This window comes from Streptomyces sp. NBC_00322 (assembly GCF_036147535.1).
Taxonomy (GTDB): domain Bacteria; phylum Actinomycetota; class Actinomycetes; order Streptomycetales; family Streptomycetaceae; genus Streptomyces.
In genome coordinates, this window is record NZ_CP108019.1 from 1044812 (window position 1) to 1066662 (window position 21851).

Genomic DNA, 21851 nt, shown 5'->3' on the forward strand with positions numbered 1-21851 from the left:
ATGCCGCTGAGATGGCGCATCGCCGCCCTCGTCGCCGTGGCCATCTGCGCCGTCGCCGCGGCCGTCGGCGTGATCGTCCACCAGGCCTCGCGCGACCGGGAATTGAACCAGGCCCGCGAGGCGGCCAGGACCACTCTCGACCGGGCCGCCGCCGCCTACACCCGCAGCGGCACCGTCCAGGGCACCGGCGCCGTCCTCAACGCGCCGGGTCTGCCCGCCGGGCTGCGAAGCCTGGCCGCCAAGGGCCGCCAGGGCACGGAGTACGAGGCCGGACCGCCCGGCCCCGCGATGTGGGCGGCACGCCCCGCCGGTGAGCAAGTGCTGTCCGTACGGGTCGACATGACCACCGCCCTGGGTGACATCAGCGCTCTTGACACGAGCATCGCCTGGGCCGGAGTGCTCACCACGGCGGTCGTGCTGCCGCTCGGAGTGCTCAGCGCCGGCCGGATGAGCCGCCGGCTGCGCAGTGCGGCGGGCACGGCGCGGCGCATCGCCGCGGGTGACCTCGATGCCCGTATCGAGGCCGGGCCCCGGCCGCGCGACGAGATCGCCGAGATCTCCACGGCCGTCGACACCATGGCCGCGGCGCTGCAGCAACGGCTGCGCAGCGAACAGCGCTTCACCGCCGACGTGGCGCATGAACTGCGCACTCCGCTCATGGGTCTGGTCACCTCCGCGGAGTTGCTCCCGGACGGAGAGGCGGCCGGATACGTCCGCGACCGGGTGCGCGTCCTGGCGGCGCTCGTGGAGGACCTGTTGGAGATCTCCCGGCTGGACGCCGGCGGTGAACAGGCCGACCTCTCGCCCTGCCCCCTCGGCTTCCTGGTCGAGGACATCACCATGCGTACCGGCCTGTCCGTACGCCTCGTCGTCGAGGACGGAGCGGGCGATACGACGGTGTGGACGGATCCGCGGCGCCTGGAACGCATTGTGACCAACCTGATCGTCAACGCCCACCGGCACGGCCGCGCGCCGGTCACCGTCACCGTGGCAGCTGACGGCAGGACGGTGACGGTACGCGATCACGGCGACGGCTACCCGGACTCCCTGCTCGACGACGGACCGCAACGGTTCCGCACGGGTGCCCGCGAGCGCGGTACCGGTACCGGTCTGGGGCTGACCATCGCCCTGGGACAGGCGGATGTCATCGGCGCGACGCTTCAGTTCACCAACGCGCCCGCCGGCGGCGCGCGTGCGACTCTCCGACTCCCGCGGCCCGGGCCGATACACGACTGATACACCTCCGAGGCACAGCCGATGCCCCGCTTTGGGTTTACGAAGATCTTCGGCCCCGAGGATGTGGCCATGCGTACCAGGTGGAGTCCGGACCAGAAGGTGAGTTGGCTGACGCCGAGCGGCATCAGCGGCGAGACCGACGAGGCTGGTACTCCCGAAGAAGCCAGAGGTCCGCAGCGCGGGGGCCGGTTCCGGCGGCGTCGACCGCGCCACTCCGGCAGGCGCACGAGGAAGAGGGCAGGCAGGAGGACCGGGATCCGGCGGTTCCTCACCTGGCGCAAGGCACTCGCCTTTGTCATCTCTCTGGTCGCCCTGCTGATCGGCGGCTTCACCGTTCTCTACGTCGCCATCGACATCCCCCAGGCCAATGAACTGGCCCAGGCCCAGAGCAACGTCTTTCTCTTCAGCGACGGCACCCGCCTCGCCCGCACGGGCGAGATCAACCGCGAGACCGTTCCGCTCAGCAAGGTGCCCAAGGATGTGCAGCGCGCGTTCGTCGCCGCGGAGAACAAGGACTTCTACAGCGACTCCGGCGTGTCCTTGTCCGGCACCGCCCGCGGCATTCTGAGCACCTTGACGGGCAAGGGCAAACAGGGTGGGTCGACCATCACCCAGCAGTACGTCAAGAACTACTACCTCAGCCAGGAACAGACAGTCACCCGCAAGGTCAAGGAGCTGGTCATCTCCCTCAAGGTGGACCGGCAGAACTCCAAGGACGACATCCTCGCGGGGTATCTGAACAGCAGTTACTACGGGCGGCTCGCCTACGGCGTCCAGGCCGCGTCCCGCGCGTACTACCGCACAGAGGTCCAGAACCTGAGCGTCGAACAGGGCGCCTATCTCGCGGCGTTGCTGCAGGCTCCCAGCCAGTACGACTGGGCCATCGCCAGCCCCGAGGGCAAGCAACTGGTCACTCAGCGCTGGAACTACGTACTCGACAACATGGTGGAGCAGGGCTGGCTGGACAAGGGCAAACGGCAGCAGATGAAGTTCCCCGTGCCGGTCGCTCCCAAGCAGGCCTCGGGCCTCTCGGGCCAGACCGGCTACCTCGTGGATGCCGCGCGGCGTGAGCTGATGGCCTCGGGCGTGAGCGAGCAGGAACTGGCGGGCGGCGGCTGGCGCATCACCCTCAACATCGATCCCGCCAAACAGCGCGCCCTGGAGCAGGCCGTCACCACGGGCCTCGGCGGCGGTGAAGCGGCGGCCGACAACGCGGCCGCGGACGCCAACCGGCAGGCGGGGGCGGTCTCGGTGGACCCGAAGTCCGGCCGCGTCGTGGCCCTTTACGGCGGCCGCGACTCCACCCGCCACTACGTCAGCAATGCCACCCGTGCCGACTACCAGGCAGGCCCCACCTTCGAGCCCATCGCCCTGGCGGCATCCATGGAGGCCAAGACCGACGCCAACGATGTGTCCGGCACCGAACACATCAGGAAGACCGCCACAGCTCTGGGAATGGCCGTGGAAACGCGCGACTTCGCCTCGTCCCAGGCGACAACACTCGGCCTGATGGGAGCAAGCCCACTGGAACTGGCAGGTGTCTACTCCTCCTTCCGCCACGACGGCAGGAAGATCACCCCCTCGATCGTGAAGTCCGCGGAGCGGGACGGCGAACAGACCGGCCTGCACGGCGCGATCGGCGGCCAGGCGATCGATCCCCGGACGGCCGACATGGTCACGTCGTATCTCCGCGGCGACCTGAGCCGGGGGGAGGCCGACGGTCTCCGGTACGCGGACGACCGCGAAGGGACGATGACCACGACCCAGGGCCGCACCGACGACAGGAAGGCCGAGTGGTTCATCGGCTCCACCGACGAACTCGTCACCGCGGTCGGCCTCTTCGGCGAGGACGCCACCACCCAGAAACAAGTCACCCTCAAGAACATCGGCAACGGTGCCCCCGCGATCATCTGGTCCGGCTACGCCAGGCGGGCCCTGTCCGCTCTGCCGATGCCCCAGTCCAAGGCTCCCGACGCCCCCGTGAATACGGACGCTCCATCACGCTGACACGAATGCAGCCGGCGGTTCTGGAGGGAGTGGGCGCCCAACGAGACGTACAGCAGCGGCATCAGGGCGCGGGTGGGCGTGGTGCTCGGTGCCCCGCTGATGACCGTCCTCGGCACGAAGGTGTCCCGCAAGCGGATGCTGATGCTGCTGATGGGCCTGTTCATCGCAGGAAACGTCCTGTCCGCCGTCGCGCGCCCGTCTTCGGCGTGATGCGGGCCGGACGAGTGGTCGCCTCCCTCGCCCACGGCGCCTTCTTCGGCATCGGCTCGGTCGTCGCGTAATTGCACACGACATTACTTGCAAGCGCGCCCCATCTTCCGCCTTGGGGAGTAATGGTCCATACCAAGACCTTGACAGCCCCTTAGTTCACTTCTTAAATCACGTAGTGAACTAAGCGCCCTCCCCCTACCACCCCCCACTGTGTTCGGATATCTGGCCTGTCATATGCATGCCAGGCCGGGAAGGGAGAGTCATGGACTCCCCGCGCTCATCACGGCGTCTACTGCTGTCTGTTCTGTCCGTCCTGACCTTTGCGACGGTCACCACCGGGCTCGCACAGGGCAACCCCGTACCCGCCTCGATGACCACCACGACCGCCGCGCCTGCCGCCGTGACCTTCGCCGATGAATTCGACGGTCCCGCGGGCTCCACCGTCGACGGCGGCAAGTGGCAGACCGAGACGGGCGACAACGTCAACAACCACGAGCGGCAGTACTACACCGCGGGCAACCGCAACGCCGCTCTCGACGGCCAGGGTCATCTCGTCATCACCGCCCGCCGCGAGAACCCGGGCAACTACCAGTGCTGGTACGGACGATGTGAGTACACCTCCGCCCGGCTGAACACCGCGGGCAGGTTCACGCAGACCTACGGGCATGTCGAGGCCAGGCTGAAGGTGCCGCGCGGCCAGGGTATGTGGCCCGCCTTCTGGATGCTGGGCAACGACATCGGGCAGGTCGGCTGGCCGAACTCGGGTGAGATCGACGTCATGGAGAACGTCGGCTTCGAGCCCTCCACCATCCACGGCACGCTGCACGGCCCCGGCTACTCCGGCTCCGGCGGCATCGGCGCCGCGTACACACTGCCCGGCGGCCAGGCATTCGCGGACGCCTTCCACACCTTCGCCGTCGACTGGGCGCCCGACTCGATCACCTGGTCCGTGGACGGCAACGTGTACCAGCGCCGCACGCCCGTCGATCTCGGCGGCAGGCAATGGGTGTTCAACAAGCCGTTCTTCCTGATCCTCAATCTCGCGGTCGGCGGATACTGGCCGGGCGACCCCGACGGCAGCACCGTGTTTCCCCAGCAGCTCGTCGTCGACCATGTGCGCGTCAGCACGAGCGACAGCGGGCCGGGGAGGGGCAGCGCCATCACGGGCCTGGGCGGCAAGTGCGTGGACATCGCCGGGGCGAACAGCGCCAACGGCACACCCGTACAGCTCTACGACTGCAACGGCACCGCCGCCCAGCAGTGGAGCGTCGGCGGCGACGGCACGATCCGGGCCCTCGGCAAGTGCCTCGACGTCGCGTCAGGGGGCACCGCCGACGGCTCCCTGGTCCAGTTGTGGGACTGCAACGGAACGGGCGCACAACGCTGGAGCGTCACCGCCGCCCACGACATCGTCAACCCGCAGGCCGACAAGTGCCTGGACGCCACCGGCAACAGCTCAGCCAACGGCACCCGCCTGCAGATCTGGACGTGCACCGGAGCCGCCAACCAGAAGTGGACGGTGACTGCCGGCTGACCGGGTGACTCCCCCGCGCACACCCCCCACAAACTCACCCTCAGCACAGGAGAGAACGTGCTTCGAACGCAGCGCACGCCCGGAGCGGGCCGCCACACCTTCCGACGCGCCCCTCGCACCACGTCACTTGTGGCCGCCATCGCCGTGCTGGCTTCGGCCGCTTCCGTCCTGGTCGCCGTCTCCACCTCCGAGGCGGCCACGCCCCAAGCGGCCACACCCGAAGCGATCGCAGGTGCGGCCGCGCTGCCGACGAGTTGGGCCACCGTGGTGAACAGCACAAGCGGCAAGTGTCTGGACGCGCGCTCGGCCGCGACCGCGAACGGCACCGCCGTCCAGCAGTACAGCTGCAACAACTCCACGGCCCAGCAGTGGAGTTTCACGGCCACCAGCGGTGGCTTCGTACGGATCAACAACCGCAATGACGCCAACCAGGTGGCGGATGTGAGTGATGTGTCCACCGCCGACAACGCCGCCGTGCATCTGTGGACGTACGGCGGCGGCGCCAACCAGCAGTGGCAGGCGGTGGACGAGGGCGGCGGCGCCTATCACTTCGTCAACCGCAACAGCGGCAAGTGCCTGGACGTCCCCTCCGCTTCGACCGCGGACAGCGTTCAGCTGGTGCAGTACACCTGCAACGGGACAGCGGCCCAGCGCTTCCAGGTCGCGCCCGTGAGTACCGCACCCGGGGATGTCGATCTCGGTCCGAACGTGGTCGTCTTCGATCCGTCGATGTCGTCCTCGACCATCCAGAGCCGGCTCAACTCGATCTTCCGGCAGCAGGAGACCAACCAGTTCGGCTCCCAGCGGTACGCGGTCATGTTCAAGCCGGGCACCTACAGCAATGACGTCAATGTCGGCTTCTACACCCAGGTCCTCGGCCTCGGCCAGTCCCCGGACTCGGTGACGATCAACGGCGCGGTGCATGTCGAGGCCGACTGGTTCCCGCCGCAGAACGCCACCCAGAACTTCTGGCGCGGCGCCGAGAACCTCTCGGTGAACCCGTCCGGCGGCACGGACCGGTGGGCGGTGTCGCAGGCCGCTCCGTACCGCCGTATGCATGTGCGCGGCAACCTGGCGCTGGACGACGGCGGTTGGGCAAGTGGCGGCTTCATGGCCGACAGCAAGATCGACGGTCAGGTCCGCTCCGGTACGCAGCAACAGTGGGTGACGCGTAACTCCCAGCTCGGCAGCTGGACCGGCTCCAACTGGAACATGGTCTTCGTCGGCAGCCAGGGCGTTCCGGCAACCAGCTTCCCCAGCCCGCCCTACACGACGGTGAACCAGACGCCGACGGTCCGCGAGAAGCCCTTCCTGTACGTGGACGGGGCCGGCGCCTACAAGGTGTTCGTGCCGTCCCTGCGCGCCAACTCCTCGGCCACGACCTGGGCGAGCGGCAGCGCCGCCGGGACCTCGCTGGGCATGGACCAGTTCTATGTCGTGAAGGCCGGAGCGAGCGCCGCGCAGATCAACGCCGCGCTTGCCGAGGGCAAGAACCTGCTGGTCACCCCCGGGGTCTACCACCTCAACCAGACCCTGCGGGTGACCCGTCCCGACACGGTCGTCCTCGGGCTCGGGCTGGCCACGTTCATCCCCGACAACGGCGTCACGGCGATGACGGTCGCGGACGTCGACGGCGTCAAGGTCGCGGGCATCCTCTTCGACGCAGGTACGACCAACTCGCAGACCTTGATGGAGGTCGGCCCGTCCGCCTCGTCCGCCTCCCACGCGGCCGACCCGACATCCCTGCACGATGTGTTCTTCCGCGTCGGCGGCGCCGCCGTGGGCAAGGCGACGACAAGCCTGGTGGTCAACAGCGACAACGTCATCGGCGACCACATGTGGATCTGGCGCGGCGACCACGGCACCGGCATCGGCTGGACCAGCAACACGGCGGACACCGGGCTCGTGGTCAACGGTGACGACGTGACGATGTACGGGCTGTTCGTGGAGCACTACCAGAAGCATCAGACGATCTGGAACGGCAACGGCGGGCGGACGTACTTCTACCAGAACGAGATGCCGTACGACCCGCCCCATCAGGCGGCGTGGATGAATGGTTCGACCCAGGGCTATGCCGCCTACAAGGTTGGCAGTCAGGTGACCAGCCATGAGGCGTTCGGGCTCGGCAGCTACTGCTTCTTCAACGCCAATCCGTCCGTGACCGCGGAGCACGCCTTCGAGGCCCCGAACAACCCGAACGTGCGGTTCCGCAGCATGGTGACCGTATCGCTCGGCGGCACCGGGACCATCCGCCATGTCATCAATGACCGGGGCGGTCCGTCGAACTCTTCCACCAACGTGGCCAATCTGGTGAGCTACCCATGAGGCGGCTGGGAGTACGCCTCCTGACCGCGCAGCCCTGATGTCCTGAGTCTTCTCGGCCGGCCTGGCCCGGGTACCCGCTCCGCGGATGCCCGGGCCTCCTGTCTGTGGTTCAAGAGGCCCATTCTCGGGTCACGAACAGGCAACTGACCGACCGGACAGTTCATGCAACAATGCACCGGCTGCCGCTACCCATGGGTAACGTAGCCGCTCCGCCAGCATGCCCTGCCCCCGCCGTCCGCACAGGCATACGAGGAACCAACGCGATGTCGCACTACCCCCCACCGCGCTCCTATCCCGAGTTTCCCGAGTACCCCCAGCAGCCGGGAAACCCGCTCCACTACTGGCAGGAGCCCACTCCCCCGGCCCCGCCCCGGCAGCCGACCGACCCCCACCGCGACGTGCGCGCCCTGAGCTCCGCCTACCGACGGCTGCGCCGGGTGGCGACCCTGACGGCCCTCGGCTACTTCGTGCTGTTCCTCCTCCTCTCGGCGTACGCGCCGGACCTGATGACGAGCAAGATCACCGGCGGTCTCAACATCGCCCTCCTGCTCGGCCTGATCCAGCTCCCGGTGTCCCTCATAGCCGTGGCCGCATACGAGAGGTCCGCACGCCGCCGGGTCGATCCGCTGGCCGATGCCGTACGTCTCCAGGCCGCACCGACCACCCAGGGAGCACGCCGATGAGCGGATTCGGCTCCGAAGCCCAGACCATGTCGTTCGTCGCCTTCATCGCGGTGACCACGGTGACCCTGCTGCTGTGCGTGATGACCGGGCCCGACCGCGACGACCTGGACGAGTTCTACACCGGCTTCCGCTCGCTGTCCCCCATGCAGAGCGGCCTCGCCATCGCGGGCGACTACATCTCCGCCGCGAGCGTGCTCGGCACCATCGGCGTCATCTCACTGCTCGGCCAAGACGGTCTCGTACTCGCTCTGAGCACCGTGCTCTCGCTGGTGCTGCTGATGTTCCTGCTGGCCGAACCGCTGCGGAACGCGGGCCGGTTCACCATGGGCGACGTCCTCACCCGCCGCGAGCCCAGTTCCGCCGTACGCATCACCGCGTGCATCGTTTCGCTCATCGCCCTGTTCCCGCTGCTGATCTTCCAGCTGGCGGGCGCGGGCGATCTGCTGGCCTTCGTCCTCGGCATCGACGCCGCGGGCTTCAAGACCGGCTCCATCGTGCTGCTCGGCCTGCTGATGATCATCTACGCGGCCATCGGCGGCATGAAGGGCACCGCCTTCATCCAGATCGTGAAGACCGTGGTGCTGCTCGCCGCCGCCATTGCCATCGCCTCGCTCATCCTGAACCGCTTCGACTTCAGCATCCCCTCACTGCTGGACGCGGCGGCACGCGGGAGCGGTGCGGGGGACGCGTACCTGGCGCCCGGGCTCCAGTTCGGCGGCGACGGCCTGGACATGATCAGCGCCCAGCTGACCGTCGTCCTCGGCGCGGCCTGCCTTCCGCACATCACGATGCGCATGTTCAGCTCCCGCAGCGCGTCCGCCGCACGGCGCTCCATGTCCTGGGCGGTATCGACGGTTGTCGTCATGTGTGTGCTGAGCGCCATCATCGGCTTCGGCGCCGCGGCGATCGTGGGCCGTCAGCAGATCACCCTCGCCGATCCGCAGGGCAAGACCTCGATCCTGCTGGTCAGCCAGGCGATCATGGGCTCGGAGGTGTCCACCTTCGAGACGCTGCTCTTCACGGCCATGGCCACCGCGATCTTCCTGACGCTGCTGGCCTCCGTCGCCGGCATCACGCTCGCCTGTGCCAACACCCTCGCCCACGACCTCATCACACACGGTCTGGGCCGCAAGCGAGCCCAGCGCGACAGGACCGAGATGATGGTGGCCCGGGCCACAGCGGCCGCCGTCGGCCTCTGTGCGATCTTCCTCGCGGCGACCTCCCGGCATGTGAACCTACAGGCGATGGTCACCCTGTCCTTCTGCCTGGGCGCCTCCGCGGTCGCGCCCGCGCTGATCTACAGCCTCTTCTGGCGCCAGTACAGCCGGACCGGGCTGCTGAGCACCCTGATCGGCGGCACGGTGAGCGTCCTGATCCTCGTCACGGGGACCACCCTCGTCTCGGGTTCCCCCAGGGCGATCTTCCCCGACGCCGACTTCACGTGGTTCCCGTACACCACCACCGGCCTGGTCTCCGTCCCCGTCGGATTCCTCGCCGGCTGGCTCGGCACCGTCCTCAGCCGCCGCACCGCCGGAGCTCCGCTGCGGCACAGCGACGAGTACGACGATGTCGACGCTTCCATCCTGGCCGACGCGGTACAGCCGCGGGGATGATCACCGCGCTGCCGCCGGAACTCACGATCGGAGTCGTACCCATGGCACGAACCTTCTCGGTGTCGGACAGCGTCGTCATCGACGCCGACCCCTCGACGATCTACGCGCAGATCAGTAACCCTGCCCTGATGGGTCGCTGGAGTCCAGAGAACCGGGGTGCGACCGTACGCGACGGCGCTCAACAGGCGTACGTGGGCATGGTCTTCGACGGCCACAACAAGCGCGGGCCGCTGCGCTGGACCACACGGTGCACGGTGATCGCGGCGGATCCCGGTGAGCGGTTCGCCTTCCGGGTACGCGCCATAGGCCGGCGCCGGCCCGTGCTGCCCGGTCGGATCGCGACCTGGGAGTACCGCTTCGAGGCCGTCGACGGCGGGGCGCGGGTGACCGAGACCTGGACCGACGACCGTCGGGGCTGGCCCGATGCCGTGGCCAACGCCTTCGATCGGATGGCGACCCGGGGGCACACGTTCGCCGACTTCCAGCGCCGCAATATCCGCAGCACGCTGGACAACCTGAAGAAGGCGATGGAGGCGACGCCGGCCGGCTGACCCGCCGGTCCGGGCCCGCTCAGCCGGAGGAGAGTCCGGCCGCCGACTTGGCCAGTGCGTCGAGCACAGGGTGGATCAGCGGGTGGGACTCCGCGCCCCGCCGCACGGCGGCGAAGACACGGCGGGTCGCGGCGGGGCCCGCCACGGGCCGTACGACAACGTCCGTGAGCTCCATCCCGCGCAGCGCCGAGCGCGGCACCAGTGCCACTCCCGCGCCCGCTCCCGCGAGGGCGACCACGGCGCGGAAGTCGTCCGAGGAGTGCATGAGGCGGGGCTGGAATCCGGCGAGTTCGCAGGCGAGCAGCACCATGTCGTGACAGGGGTTGCCGGGGTAGGGGCCGATCCAGTCGCTGTCGGCGAGCTCGGCCAGCTCGACGCGTTCACCCGCGCCGAGGGGATGTCCCGCGTGCAGTACGGCGTCGAACGGCTCGGCGTACAGCGGCACCCGGGACAGCCTGCGGTCGTTCTCGCGGGGCGCCCCCCGGTACTCGACCGCCACCGCCAGATCCGCCTCGCCGTCGAGCACCAGCGGAAGGCTCTCGTCGCCCTCGGCGTCCCGTACGCGCACCCGGATGTCCGGATGGCCGGCGGCGAGGTGCACGATCGCGGGGGCGACGACCTCGGCGATGCCGGTGGCGAAGGCGGCGACCGTGACGTCGCCGGCTACGCCGCCCGCGTAGGCCGCGAGTTCCGCCTCGGCGCGCTCCAGCTGCGCGAGCACGGTATGGGTGTGGGCCAGCAGGATCTCCCCCGCGGCCGTCAGCCGCACCCCCTTGCCGCTGCGGATCAGCAAGGCGTGGCCGGTCTCCTGCTCCAGCGCGTTGAGCTGCTGGGAGACGGCCGAGGGGGTGAGGTACAGCGCGGCGGCCGCGGCGGTCACCGTACGGTGGTCCGCCACGGCACGCAGGATGCGCAGCCGCCGGGGGTCGATCACCCGGTCCATCTTGCCAGGTGCAATCAGCCCTTCAGCGCCTCGCGCGCGTCGATGAACGCGGCGACGGCCCGCTCCACGTCCTCGGTGGAGTGCGCGGCGGAGAGCTGGACCCGGATCCTCGCCTGGCCCATCGGGACGACCGGGTAGGAGAAGCCGATCACGTAGACGCCGCGCTCCAGCAGGAGTTCGGCCATCCGGCCGGCCTCGGCGGCGTCGCCGATCATGACGGGGGCGATGGCGTGGTCGCCGGGAAGGACCTCGAAGCCCGCCTCGGTCATCTTCGTACGGAACAGCGCGGTGTTCGCGTTCAGCCGCTCGCGCAGGTCGCCGGCGGACTCCAGCAGGTCCAGGACCTTGAGGGAGGCGGCGGCGATCACGGGGGCGAGGGAGTTGGAGAAGAGATACGGGCGCGAGCGCTGGCGCAGCAGGGCGACGATCTCGGCGCGGGCCGCGACATAGCCGCCGGACGCACCGCCGAGCGCCTTGCCGAGGGTGCCGGTGATGATGTCGACCCGGTCCATCACGCCGTGCAGCTCAGGGGTGCCGCGGCCGCCGGGGCCGACGAAGCCGACGGCGTGCGAGTCGTCGACCATGACCATCGCGTCGTAACGGTCGGCGAGGTCGCAGATCTCGGCGAGGGGGGCGACATATCCGTCCATGGAGAAGACGCCGTCGGTGACGATGAGACGGCGGCGGACGTCCTGGGTCTCCTTGAGCTGCTGCTCCAGGTCGGCGAGGTCGCGGTTGGCGTAGCGGTGGCGGCGGGCCTTGGACAGGCGGATGCCGTCGATGATGCTGGCGTGGTTCAGCGCGTCGGAGATGACCGCGTCCTCGGGGCCGAGGAGCGTCTCGAAGATGCCGCCGTTGGCGTCGAAGCAGGAGGAGTAGAGGATCGTGTCCTCCTGGCCGAGGAACGCGGAAAGGCGCGCCTCGAGCTCCTTGTGGACGTCCTGGGTGCCGCAGATGAAGCGGACGGAGGCCATTCCGTAGCCCCAGCGGTCCAGCGCCTCCTTGGCGGCGGCGACGACCTCGGGGTGGTCGGCGAGGCCGAGGTAGTTGTTGGCGCAGAAGTTGAGGACCTCGCCCGAGGCTACGGAGACGGAGGCGCTCTGCGGGGTGCCGATGACCCGCTCGGGCTTGTAGAGACCGGCGGCTCGGATCTCGTCGAGGGTGGTACGGAGGTCGTCGCGGACGGACGCGTACATGGTGGGGCTCCTTACGAAGGCTGCGGAGGCTCGGACGGGACCTAGACGGTCCAGTCGAGGATGATCTTGCCGCTGCGGGCGGTGGCAGCCTCGTCGAAGGCGGCGTCGAAGTCCTGGTACCCGTAGCTGCCGGTGATCACGGGGCTGAGGTCGAGTCCGCCTTCGAGCAGAACCGTCATCGCGTACCAGGTCTCGAACATCTCGCGGCCGTAGATGCCCTTGATGGTGATCATCGAGGTGACGATCTTCGACCAGTCGACCGCGAACTCCTGCGCAGGCAGTCCCAGCATGGCGATACGGCCGCCGTGGGTCATGTTGTCGACCATGTCGCGCATGGCCTCGGGACGACCGGACATCTCCAGGCCGATGTCGAAGCCCTCCTTCAGGCCGAGCTGCCGCTGCGCGTCGGCGATGTCGTGCTGGGCGACGTTCAGGGCGAGGGTGGCGCCCGCCTTGCGGGCGATCGCGAGGCGGGACTCGCTGACATCGGTGATCACGACGTTGCGGGCGCCCGCGTGCCGGGCGACGGCCGCGGCCATGATGCCGATCGGGCCCGCGCCGGTGATCAGTACGTCTTCGCCGACCAGTGGAAAGGAGAGCGCGGTGTGGACGGCGTTCCCGAACGGGTCGAAGATCGCGGCGATGTCCAGGTCCACCTCCGTACGGTGCACCCACACGTTGGACGCGGGGAGCGCGACATACTCGGCGAACGCGCCGTCCCTGCCGACGCCGAGTCCGATGGTGCTGCGGCACAGATGGCGGCGCCCGGCGAGACAGTTGCGGCACTTGCCGCAGACCAGATGGCCCTCGCCGCTCACCACATCGCCCACCGCGATGTCCTGGACGTCCGCGCCGACCGCCGCGACCTCGCCGACGAACTCGTGGCCGAGTACGCGCGGCGTGCTGACTGCCTGCTGGGCCCAGCCGTCCCAGGATCTGATGTGCAGATCGGTGCCGCAGATGCCGGTGCGCAGCACCTTGATCAGCACATCGCCCGGGCCGGTCTCCGGCTCCGGCACGTCCATGAGCCACAGGCCGGGCTCGGCATGCTGCTTGACAAGTGCCTTCATCGGGGCGGCTCCAGGCATGGTGACGGGATCGGTGGTGGACCTGGACCAATCTGCCCAGCCGTGACCTCGGAGTCCATCGAGGATTTCTTAAGCGGGCCAACAGCCCAGCTTCACGTTGTACGGCGAACGGGGACCGCACCGTGCAAGGCTTCACCGAACTCCGGCCCGGACCACTCGATCAGGTGCCTGTCCCGGTCGCGCCGCATGCGCGAGCCATCCCCGAATGCGCTCGGGTCCGGTCCCGCCGGGTCCTGCCCGCCGGTCCGGTCCTGCCCGTCGGCCGGGCGCGGCGGTCAGTCGGTTCCCTGGATGCTCCGGGCGCGGCCCTTCGCGCCGCCGCCCTGGCGCGGAAGACGCGATTCCAGGAGGTCGGGCAGGTCGGCCGCGGCGGCGTCTGCCCGTCGGCCGGTCAGGGCGCCGAGCTGTGCGCGCAGGCTCTGGTTCTCCGTGTACAGATCGGCGAGCGCCCTGACTTTCGTACGCACCACCCAGGGGTCCACGGGCTTGACCAGGAAGTCGGAGACTCCGAGGTCATACGCACGGGCGGCCAGGTCGTCGTCCCTGCCCAGGCCGGTCATCAGCACCACGGGCAGATTGCGGGTGTGGTCGAGTCGCTTGAGATAGGCGAGCACCTCCAGGCCGTCCATCTGCGGCATCACCACATCGAGGATCACCACGGCTATGCCGCCGCGCAGCACGGTCTTCAGTGCTTCGTCCCCGCTGTGTGCACGTACCACCGGACGCCCCACAGGGCGTAACAGGCTCTCTATCGCGAAGAGGTTGTCCTCGCGGTCGTCCACCACCAGGATTTTCAAGGCACAACCCGCGTCTCCATTTGTGCCTCCCTCGACAGTCGGCCACATCAGCGTATGCCGCGCGATACGGCTGGCTCGGCCCCGTCCTTGTCCTCCGGCTCCCGCGGGGCTTCGGGCGTAGAGGCAGTATGAAGCCTCGCGCGGCTTCGAGCACCAGGCGGTAACGCGCCCCCTTCGTCCGGAAACGCGAACCGACCAGTCCGTAACCCCATCTGTCGCACCATCAGCCCCGCCCGTCCCGCCCCACCTGCGCCGCATCGCGTCGCCCCTTCCGCAGGCGCAGCCGCGCGAGCAGTCCCCGCCCGTACGGACTGCGGCCACTGTGGTGCGCCACCGGCACCGGCCGCGAGCGCACGGAGAGCTCGCGACGCACCGGCCGCGCTTCGTCCCTCACGCCCGGCCGTGGCGCCGGACGCAGTTCGCGCGCCTCCCGCAAGGCGTGGGCCAGGCTCACCCGGTGCCAGAGGATCTCGTCGGGGTGGTCCGCCAGGAGCAGCCGCTCGACGACCTCCCTCGCTGCCGGCGTATCCGGGCGGCCCGGGACAAGTTCGGGCCGGAGCACGCGCAGATGCGAGCGTTCGTAGGGATCGGTCACCACCTCGGCCACCGTCGCCGAATCGAGCACCGAGGCGATCGCCGCCGCCTGCCGCCAGGGGTCTTCGGTCACGCGCAGGAGCAGTCCCAGCCGCCTGCCCCGCCAGTTGCGTGCTCGCCGGTCCTCACCGGCGTCGAGCAGGGCCCGCAGCGCCGGTGGGGTCCTGCCGCTGAGGAGTGCGGGGTGGGCGAGGGCGAACTCGCGCAGTTCTTCTGCCAGATAGAGCCAGACGACCGCGCGATAGCGGTTGAGATAGAACCGGACCGGCGTGAAATGGCCCGTGCGGGCGAGCCGGGTGAAGCGCGCGGGGCTGATCGAGACGAGCCCCGCCCCCTCCATCGTGCCCACGGTCCGCACCCGCTCCCGCAGGGCGTCCGGGAATCCATCGGCCGCGCGCAACCGGTCGACCTCCTGCCGGTCGATCCTGGGCGGGCCGCCGCTCGCGCCCGGCGTGGTGCGGACATGGCCCAGCTGGACCGCGAGATCCAGCTCTCCCCGCTTGAGCCCCAGCTCCTGCGCGGCCCGCCCCAGCGCCAGACTGCGCACGGCCCCGCCGGACGTCGCTGCTTCCGTCACCGTCATGTCGGTCTCCCCCGTGAGGTGTGAATACTCTCGGTGACGACCGTAGCCGGACACAGTCACATTGCGCCCGGCCTGTGGATAACCCCGCAGCAATCCGAATTCCCCCAGGTCAGAGGGAAGTTCCGCCCGGCTGCCTGGCCTCGACTCCCAGGTGCTCGCCGACCCGGTTCACCATCAGCGTCATCTCGTACGCCACCTGACCGACGTCGGCCTCGGCCGCGCTCAGTACGCAGAGGCAGCTTCCCTCGCCGGCCGCCGTGACGAAGAGCAGGGCTTCGTCGAACTCGACCATGGTCTGCCGCGCTTTGCCCGCGCGGAAATGACGTCCGGACCCGCGGGCGAGGGAGTGCAGACCGGAGGAGACCGCGGCGAGATGTTCCGCGTCCTCCCGGGCAAGTCCCGTGCTCGCGCCGGTCACCAGACCGTCATTGGACAGCACCAAAGCGTGCCGTATGTGCTCGATTCTCTTCGTCAGGTCGTCCAGCAGCCAGTCAAGTCCCTTGTCCAGCGCCATGGTCGGTCCTCCCCGCTCATACGTTCCCCGTGGCCCCGCGTTGCCGTAAGCCTTTCGTACACACGACGACTCGGCAAGGTGCGCCTAGCCGACCGAATCGAGCAGCCGCGCGGTGTGCATTCGACCGGCATATTCGACCAGGCGTACGAGCACCTCTTTTCCGGAGTCGCGGTCTCTCGCGTCGCACAGCACCACCGGTGTCCCACGTTCGAGATCGAGGGCGCGCGAGACTTCGTGCGCCCCGTAGGTGCGGGCCCCGGCGAAACAGTTGACCGCGACGACGAAGGGAATCCTGCGGTGCTCGAAGTAGTCGACAGCGGGAAAGCAGTCCACAAGGCGCCGGGTGTCGGCGAGGACCACCGCGCCCAGGGCACCTTGCGAAAGCTCGTCCCACAGGAACCAGAAGCGGTCCTGGCCGGGGGTCCCGAAGAGATAGAGGGACAGACCCGAGTGGATGGTGATGCGTCCGAAGTCCATGGCGACGGTCGTCGTGGACTTCTGGTCGACTCCCCCGGTGTCGTCGACCGTACTGCCCGCCTGACTGAGCTGTTCCTCAGTACGCAGGGGCCGGATTTCACTGACCGCGCCGACCAGGGTGGTCTTGCCGACGCCGAATCCGCCGGCGACGAGGATTTTCAGCGCGAGGGCGGTGGTATCCCCACCGGTGGTGTGAGAGCTCTCGGAGGCCATCGGTAACTTCTCTCGGGAGTGATATTCGCTGGCGGGTGGTGCGGGGTGCGTCGAGGATCGGGGCATGCCCTACTTCCTGGAGACCGGCCGTCTGGCGCTTCGCGCTCTCGGCGAGGCCGATGTGGACCGTCTGCTCGACCTCGACAACGACCCCGAGGTCATGCGTTTCATCAACGGAGGCCGGCCGACCACCCGGGAGGCGGTGCTGGCCGAGTCGCTGCCGCGCTTTCTCCATCACTATCCGTGCCTCGGCAATCGGGGCTTCTGGGCGGCAGAAGAGCGGTCCACGCATCAATTTCTGGGCTGGTTCGAACTGAAGCCGCTGGACGACCACAGCGCTGCGGAGGCCGAACTCGGATACCGCCTGAACCGGGCCGCGTGGGGCCGCGGCTATGCGACGGAGGGCGCGATCGCACTGGTCCGCAAGGGCTTCACGGACTTCGGCGTGGAGCGGGTGACCGCGAACACCATGACGGCCAACGCCCGTTCGCGGCGGGTGATGGAAAACGCGGGGCTGAGCTATGTCCGGACCTTCTTCGAGGAGTGGCCGGAGCCCATCGAAGGCTCCGAGCTCGGCGATGTCGAATACGCCCTGACCAGGGCCGACTGGGAACGGAGTACCGGGGTTCAGGGGGGCACCCCCTAGGGCGTGTTTTAGAAGTCGCGCCTGCCCCGCGACGCCTGGCACGCACACTCGCGGTGTTGTCGGAGTCGCCCAAGTACGTCCAGTACGAGGACGATCCTCCGCCTTGCGATTGCACGCACCAGACGCCGCGGGGCCCGCCCTGCGGGCGGACGGCGCTACTTCTAAAACACGCCCTAGGTCCTGTCCGGTCGATCAGCCCGGCAAGATCGGCCGGACAGGACCTAAAGGGCCCTCAGCCCCTCGATCACCTCCCTGAGGATCTTCTCGTCGGGCAGTTGAGCCGGTGGTACGGGGCGACTGACCCGCACGAATCCCGCTTCGAGCAGATCGCCGAGAAGGACCCGTACGACGCCGACCGGCAGATCGGCGTCGGCTGCGAGTTCCGCGACGGACTGGGTCTCGCAGCGGCAGAGGGTGAGCAGCGCCCGGTGTTCGGGCCCGAGAAGGGACTCCTCGGCCGGGCCGGGCGCGTCGGCGGCGATGTCGACGAGCGCGATGAGGTCGAACCGCACATTGCTGGGGCCCGGCTTGGTCCGCCCGCCCGTCATCGCGTACGGACGCACGAGCGGACCGGCGTCGTCGTCGTACCACTGGCCGGCGGCGCTGCCGGCTGTCCCCTGCGCGTCGGCGGCCCCCCATGCACCGGCCGCGCCCATCGCGTCGCCGCTGCCTCTCGCCTCTGTCATGGCACTCACGTCGCGGGGATCCGCGGCGGGGTCCGCAGATGTTCGCCGACACGTTTGACCAGGCGGGCCATCTCGTAGGCGATCAGGCCGATGTCGGCGACGACGGAGGTGAGGACGGCCAGACAGGACCCGTCACCCGCGGCCGCCACGAAGAGGAAGCCGTCGTCCATTTCGACCATCGTCTGGCGCACACCCCCGGCGTGGAAGTGACGACCCGCTCCCTTCGCGAGGCTGTGGAATCCGGAGGCGACGGCCGCCAGATGCTCGGCGTCCTCTCGGGTCAGCGCGGTCGACGCGCCGACCGGCAGGCCGTCGTTGGACAGCACGACCGCATGGCGGACTTCACGGACGCGCAGGACAAGGTCGTCCAGCAGCCAGTCGAGGTCGCCGGTGGTGGGGCGGGCTACGGCCGACTCGTACTCGGTCATGCTCTGTCTCCTTCGCTGCCGCGGGCTGCCGTGCCGGGTGCGGCACCGCCGCCCCGGGTCCAGCCGTTGCGGTACGCCGTCATGCGGTCCCGTACCTGTTCGGGGGTGCGTTCCGGGGTGTCCTCGGTTCTTGCCCCGCTCTCCTCCGGCTCGTTGGCCTTGGGCTCTTCGCGCAGCTGTGGGACGAGGTGCGCCTGCCTGATCCGGCGCGGGAGTTCGCCGTCGCCGGACTGCTGCGGGGCTGCGCGCAGGCGCAGGGCGGTGACGCCGGGCGGCGGGGTCGGGATCTCGGCCTGGGAGACGAGTGCGGGGCGGGGGGCCGGCGGCGGGACGGGGGTGCTGTCCGTACGCGGTCGCCGCCCGGGCCGCTCGGCCGGGTCCTCGTCGTCCCGCTCCGGGGCACGGCGGGAGCCGAGCGGGGCGGACAGCGCACTCTGCAGCAGCGCGGTGGGCAGCAGCACAACGGCCGTCGTGCCGCCGTACGGCGAGGGGCGCAAATGGACCCTGATCTCGCGGCGCGACGCGAGCCGGCTGACGACGAAGAGGCCGAGCCGGTCGCTGTCGAAGAGATCGAGCGCTTCGGACTCCTCCAGTCTGCGGTTCGCTTCGGCGAGCGCGTCCTTGCCCATGCCCAGGCCGCGGTCCTCGATCTCCAGGACGTAACCGTTGCCCACGGGCTCGCCGTTGACGCGCACCTTGGTGTGCGGCGGGGAGAACTGGGCCGCGTTCTCGACCAGTTCGGCCAGCAGATGCGTGACGTCCGCGACGGCGGCGCCGACGACGGCGGTCTCCGGGAGCTGGCGCACCTCCACGCGCGCGTAGTCCTCGATTTCCGAGACGGCGGCCCGAACGACGCTGGTCAACGGGACGGGCATGCGCCAGGCACGTCCGGGCGCCGAGCCGGACAGAATGATCAGGCTTTCGGCATGCCGCCGCATACGGGTGGTGAGGTGGTCGAGCCGGAACAGGTCCCCGAGTTCGTTGGGGTCGTCGGCGCGGCGCTCCATGGTGTCCAGCAGGGTGAGCTGGCGGTGGACCAGGATCTGGCTGCGGCGGGCGAGGTTGACGAACACTCCGGAGATGCTTCCGGCGAGTTCGGCGCGTTCGACGGCGGCGCTCAGGGCGGCGCGATGGACGGTTCCGAGCGCCTCGCCGACCTGGCCGATCTCGTCCTCGGCGGGCGGTCCCGGCGGTGCCTCGGCCTGGATGTCGATCTCCCCGCCGGTACGCAGCCTGCGCATGGCCTGCGGCAGCCGGTGCCGGGCGATCTTGAGTGCGCTGTTGCGGAGGCTGATCAGTTCGACGACGAGGCCGCGGCCGATGCGTACGGAGATGACCAGCGAGGCGGCGACGGCGGCGAGTCCGAGGAGTACGGCCGCGCCGGACGGGGTCAGCAGGCCGCGCGCGACGGGATCGGCCCGGTCGGCCGCGCTGCTTCGGGCGCCGTCCTCGATGGCGCGCATACCGTCGCCGACGGCTGCGCGGGCCTTGTCCCAGGCTTCGGCCGGGACGATCTGTGCGGCCTGGCGGCCGGCGGGGGCTACAAGGACCTTGTCCTCGGCCGCTTCCAGCTGCCGGTAGGAACTCTGGGCGGCGAGGTCTCGCCAGGCGGTGCCCTCGGGGCCGCGCAGATCGGCGACGGTCGATTCGGTGAGGCTTCTACGGGTCGAGACGGCGCCGGTGAACAGCCGCATGCGCTCCGCGGCAAGGGACTTGCTGAGCTGCGCCGAGCCCAGCAGCGCGTCCTCACGGGCGAGCATCTCGCCCGCCCGGGCGAACTCCAGCAGGACACGGGCATCGGATCCGGGCCTCGCGTCCTGGATGCCGGTGAGTGCTCCGGTGACGCCGAAGGCGGAGCTGACGGCCGCGGTGTACTGCTCATAGGTGGCGTCCCAGGTGGCCGTGCGGCCGAGTACGGCGCTGCGCAGCGTACGCAGCTTCTCGGCGCGCGCGACGAACTGGTCGAGCCGTCCCGCCGCTCTCGCCGGGATACCGCCGCCCGCCGCGACAGTCGCTGTGTCGTCGATACGCAGCCTGCGCAGGGCGTCGTCGGTGCGCCGGGCCTCCTGCTGGAGTGCGGCGGCACGCTCGTCGGAGGGGGCTGCGATCTGCCGTACGGCCGCGCGCCGTTCGGCCTGCAGAGCGGCGACGGCGGCGCTGACCGGTTCGCGGACCTGGGTGTCGACGCTCTGCAACTGGCGCAGCCGCGAGACCTCCTGGGCGGTGCTGACCGTGGCGAGTCCCCACAGGGCCAGCAGCGACACGACGGGCACCATCAGCAGGGAGATGATCTTCGCGCGTACGGTTCTGGGGCGCGGGAGCCGTCCTCCGCGTGCGACTCGCGGGGGCACCGGTATGTCCTGCGGCTCCTGCCCGGTGTGTTCGACCGCGGGCGGCCCTGCGTGCGCCCGTCGTCCGCGGGCGGGCGACGCCGGTGGCAGCGGGGGCGGCGGCGGGCCGTCGCCCGGGATCCTCGGGGGTGTGCGCATGGCCTCCTCGTTCCGGTTACGGGGCTGGGGGTGCGGCGGCCGGGCCGGCTAGGCGGTCGCGGTGGTGGTGTTCGCGGCCCCGGGCACGGCGGAAGCCGAGCCGGCCCCGGTGCCCGACCCGGAGCCCGACCCCGACCCGGACCCGGAACCCGACCCGGACCCGGTGGCGGACCGGGTGGCCTCGCCGTCATCGGCCTGCGCGGCTCCGGTCGGCCGCTCGGCCGAGGTGTAGGCCGCGCGCTCGCGTGCCGTCGGTGAGAGCGCGACGAACGCCGAGGTGACGAAGAGGTACGACCCGAGGCCGACGGCGAGGGGGAAGATGAACTGCATCGCCCTGGCCCCGGGCAGTTCGCCGCCGGAAGGCACGACCCGCACGCCCACCGCGAGCATTCCGGTGTAGTGCATGCTGCTGACCGCGGCGCCCATGACGAGCGAAGCGACAGCGACGGCGACCGGAGACTTGATGTTGAGCGCCGCCCACAGGGCCGCGGTGGCGGCGACGACGGCGATGACCACGGAGAGCACGACGAGCAGCGGGTCGTAGTGCACCGAGCCGTGCAGCCGCAGGGCCGCCATGCCGAGATAGTGCATGCTGGCCACGCCGAGCCCGGTGGTGAGCCCGCCGACCAGCAGCGCGCGGCCCCGGTCGCGGCCGAAGCCGACGCAGAACACTCCGGCGCCGACGACGAGCATCGCGACGAGCAGGCTGAGGATGGTCAGCGGCACGTTGTAGCGGATGTCGGTGCCGCGCACGGCGAAGCCGAGCATCGCGACGAAGTGCATCGTCCAGATGCCGGTGCCGATCGACGACGCTGCGGTGAACAGCCAGTTGCGGCGGGAGCGGCCGCTCGCGTCGAGCGCGCGCACGGTGCAGCGCAGCCCGAGGGCGGCGCCGATGACGGCCATCGCGTACGACAGCACGGGGGTCAGCAGGCCGAAGGCGGCGTGGTCCAGGTGTCCCATGGCTCAGGGACGCTAGACCCGCGGGGGGCGTGCGCTGGGGGCGCATTTCGAAAGCTGATGGAATATGACAGAGAG

General features: G+C 69.8%; 19 protein-coding genes and 1 pseudogene. 9 read left to right on the forward strand and 11 right to left on the reverse strand.

All coding sequences use genetic code 11. The features are described 5' to 3' along the window. From OG905_RS04750 to OG905_RS04785, 8 genes and pseudogenes are all read left to right on the forward strand, one after another. Window positions 1-1236 carry a sensor histidine kinase gene (locus OG905_RS04750; protein WP_328666338.1) on the forward strand — a complete coding sequence of 412 codons (1236 nt, stop codon included), beginning with the start codon at window positions 1-3 and terminating at the stop codon, window positions 1234-1236. A gap of 69 nt (window positions 1237-1305) precedes the next feature. Further along, a complete protein-coding gene (locus OG905_RS04755) occupies window positions 1306-3243 on the forward strand; it encodes a transglycosylase domain-containing protein (RefSeq protein WP_328666340.1) in 1938 nt (645 codons plus the stop codon). A 72-nt stretch (window positions 3244-3315) separates the two neighbouring features. Further along, window positions 3316-3521: pseudogene (locus tag OG905_RS04760) on the forward strand (MFS transporter); the annotation flags it as partial. 194 nt (window positions 3522-3715) lie between these two features. After that, window positions 3716-4987 (forward strand): ricin-type beta-trefoil lectin domain protein, encoded by a 1272-nt coding sequence (locus OG905_RS04765; protein ID WP_328666342.1) that lies wholly within the window; start codon window positions 3716-3718, stop codon window positions 4985-4987. Between the two features lie 129 nt (window positions 4988-5116). Then, on the forward strand, window positions 5117-7312 hold the full coding sequence (locus OG905_RS04770; protein ID WP_443044057.1) for an RICIN domain-containing protein: 2196 nt from the start codon (window positions 5117-5119) through the stop codon (window positions 7310-7312). A gap of 263 nt (window positions 7313-7575) precedes the next feature. After that, a complete protein-coding gene (locus OG905_RS04775) occupies window positions 7576-7995 on the forward strand; it encodes a DUF485 domain-containing protein (protein ID WP_328666343.1) in 420 nt (139 codons plus the stop codon). Next, the gene (locus OG905_RS04780) at window positions 7992-9608 is read left to right on the forward strand and encodes a sodium/solute symporter (RefSeq protein WP_328666344.1); all 1617 of its coding nucleotides are present in this window, start codon (window positions 7992-7994) and stop codon (window positions 9606-9608) included. The genes OG905_RS04775 and OG905_RS04780 overlap by 4 nt, the downstream gene beginning before the upstream one ends. Before the next feature lie 41 nt (window positions 9609-9649). Further along, window positions 9650-10159 carry an SRPBCC family protein gene (locus tag OG905_RS04785; protein ID WP_328682034.1) on the forward strand — a complete coding sequence of 170 codons (510 nt, stop codon included), beginning with the start codon at window positions 9650-9652 and terminating at the stop codon, window positions 10157-10159. Window positions 10160-10178: 19 nt separating this feature from the next. On the opposite strand, the gene OG905_RS04790 is transcribed toward OG905_RS04785, so the two are convergent. The 7 genes from OG905_RS04790 to OG905_RS04820 form a co-directional block, all read right to left on the reverse strand. Then, window positions 10179-11093 (reverse strand): LysR family transcriptional regulator, encoded by a 915-nt coding sequence (locus tag OG905_RS04790; RefSeq protein WP_328666345.1) that lies wholly within the window; start codon window positions 11091-11093, stop codon window positions 10179-10181. A 23-nt stretch (window positions 11094-11116) separates the two neighbouring features. Continuing rightward, window positions 11117-12298 carry a glycine C-acetyltransferase gene (locus tag OG905_RS04795; RefSeq protein WP_328666346.1) on the reverse strand — a complete coding sequence of 394 codons (1182 nt, stop codon included), beginning with the start codon at window positions 12296-12298 and terminating at the stop codon, window positions 11117-11119. Window positions 12299-12339: 41 nt separating this feature from the next. Beyond that, window positions 12340-13368 (reverse strand): L-threonine 3-dehydrogenase, encoded by a 1029-nt coding sequence (gene tdh, locus OG905_RS04800; protein ID WP_328666347.1) that lies wholly within the window; start codon window positions 13366-13368, stop codon window positions 12340-12342. A 293-nt stretch (window positions 13369-13661) separates the two neighbouring features. Further along, entirely contained in the window at window positions 13662-14168 is a 507-nt protein-coding gene (locus tag OG905_RS04805; RefSeq protein ID WP_328666348.1) for a response regulator, read from the reverse strand. 238 nt (window positions 14169-14406) lie between these two features. Further along, window positions 14407-15360 carry a DUF6397 family protein gene (locus OG905_RS04810; RefSeq protein WP_328666349.1) on the reverse strand — a complete coding sequence of 318 codons (954 nt, stop codon included), beginning with the start codon at window positions 15358-15360 and terminating at the stop codon, window positions 14407-14409. 109 nt (window positions 15361-15469) lie between these two features. Continuing rightward, window positions 15470-15874 (reverse strand): roadblock/LC7 domain-containing protein, encoded by a 405-nt coding sequence (locus OG905_RS04815; RefSeq protein WP_142212421.1) that lies wholly within the window; start codon window positions 15872-15874, stop codon window positions 15470-15472. An 84-nt stretch (window positions 15875-15958) separates the two neighbouring features. Further along, a complete protein-coding gene (locus tag OG905_RS04820) occupies window positions 15959-16564 on the reverse strand; it encodes a GTP-binding protein (protein ID WP_328666350.1) in 606 nt (201 codons plus the stop codon). Between the two features lie 64 nt (window positions 16565-16628). Between OG905_RS04820 and OG905_RS04825 the strand changes: the two genes are divergently transcribed. After that, window positions 16629-17210 (forward strand): GNAT family N-acetyltransferase, encoded by a 582-nt coding sequence (locus tag OG905_RS04825; protein ID WP_328666351.1) that lies wholly within the window; start codon window positions 16629-16631, stop codon window positions 17208-17210. 221 nt (window positions 17211-17431) lie between these two features. Here OG905_RS04825 and OG905_RS04830 read toward each other — a convergent pair whose 3' ends face one another. The 4 genes from OG905_RS04830 to OG905_RS04845 are packed head-to-tail and all read right to left on the reverse strand — an operon-like array spanning window position 17432 to window position 21776. Continuing rightward, a complete protein-coding gene (locus OG905_RS04830; RefSeq protein ID WP_328682036.1) occupies window positions 17432-17866 on the reverse strand; it encodes a DUF742 domain-containing protein in 435 nt (144 codons plus the stop codon). Window positions 17867-17901: 35 nt separating this feature from the next. Beyond that, a complete protein-coding gene (locus OG905_RS04835; RefSeq protein WP_328666352.1) occupies window positions 17902-18324 on the reverse strand; it encodes a roadblock/LC7 domain-containing protein in 423 nt (140 codons plus the stop codon). Next, window positions 18321-20813 (reverse strand): sensor histidine kinase, encoded by a 2493-nt coding sequence (locus tag OG905_RS04840; RefSeq protein WP_328666353.1) that lies wholly within the window; start codon window positions 20811-20813, stop codon window positions 18321-18323. Before OG905_RS04840 ends, OG905_RS04835 begins: the two co-directional genes overlap by 4 nt. Window positions 20814-20861: 48 nt before the next feature. Next, on the reverse strand, window positions 20862-21776 hold the full coding sequence (locus OG905_RS04845; protein ID WP_328666354.1) for an MHYT domain-containing protein: 915 nt from the start codon (window positions 21774-21776) through the stop codon (window positions 20862-20864). Window positions 21777-21851: the final 75 nt, after the last annotated feature.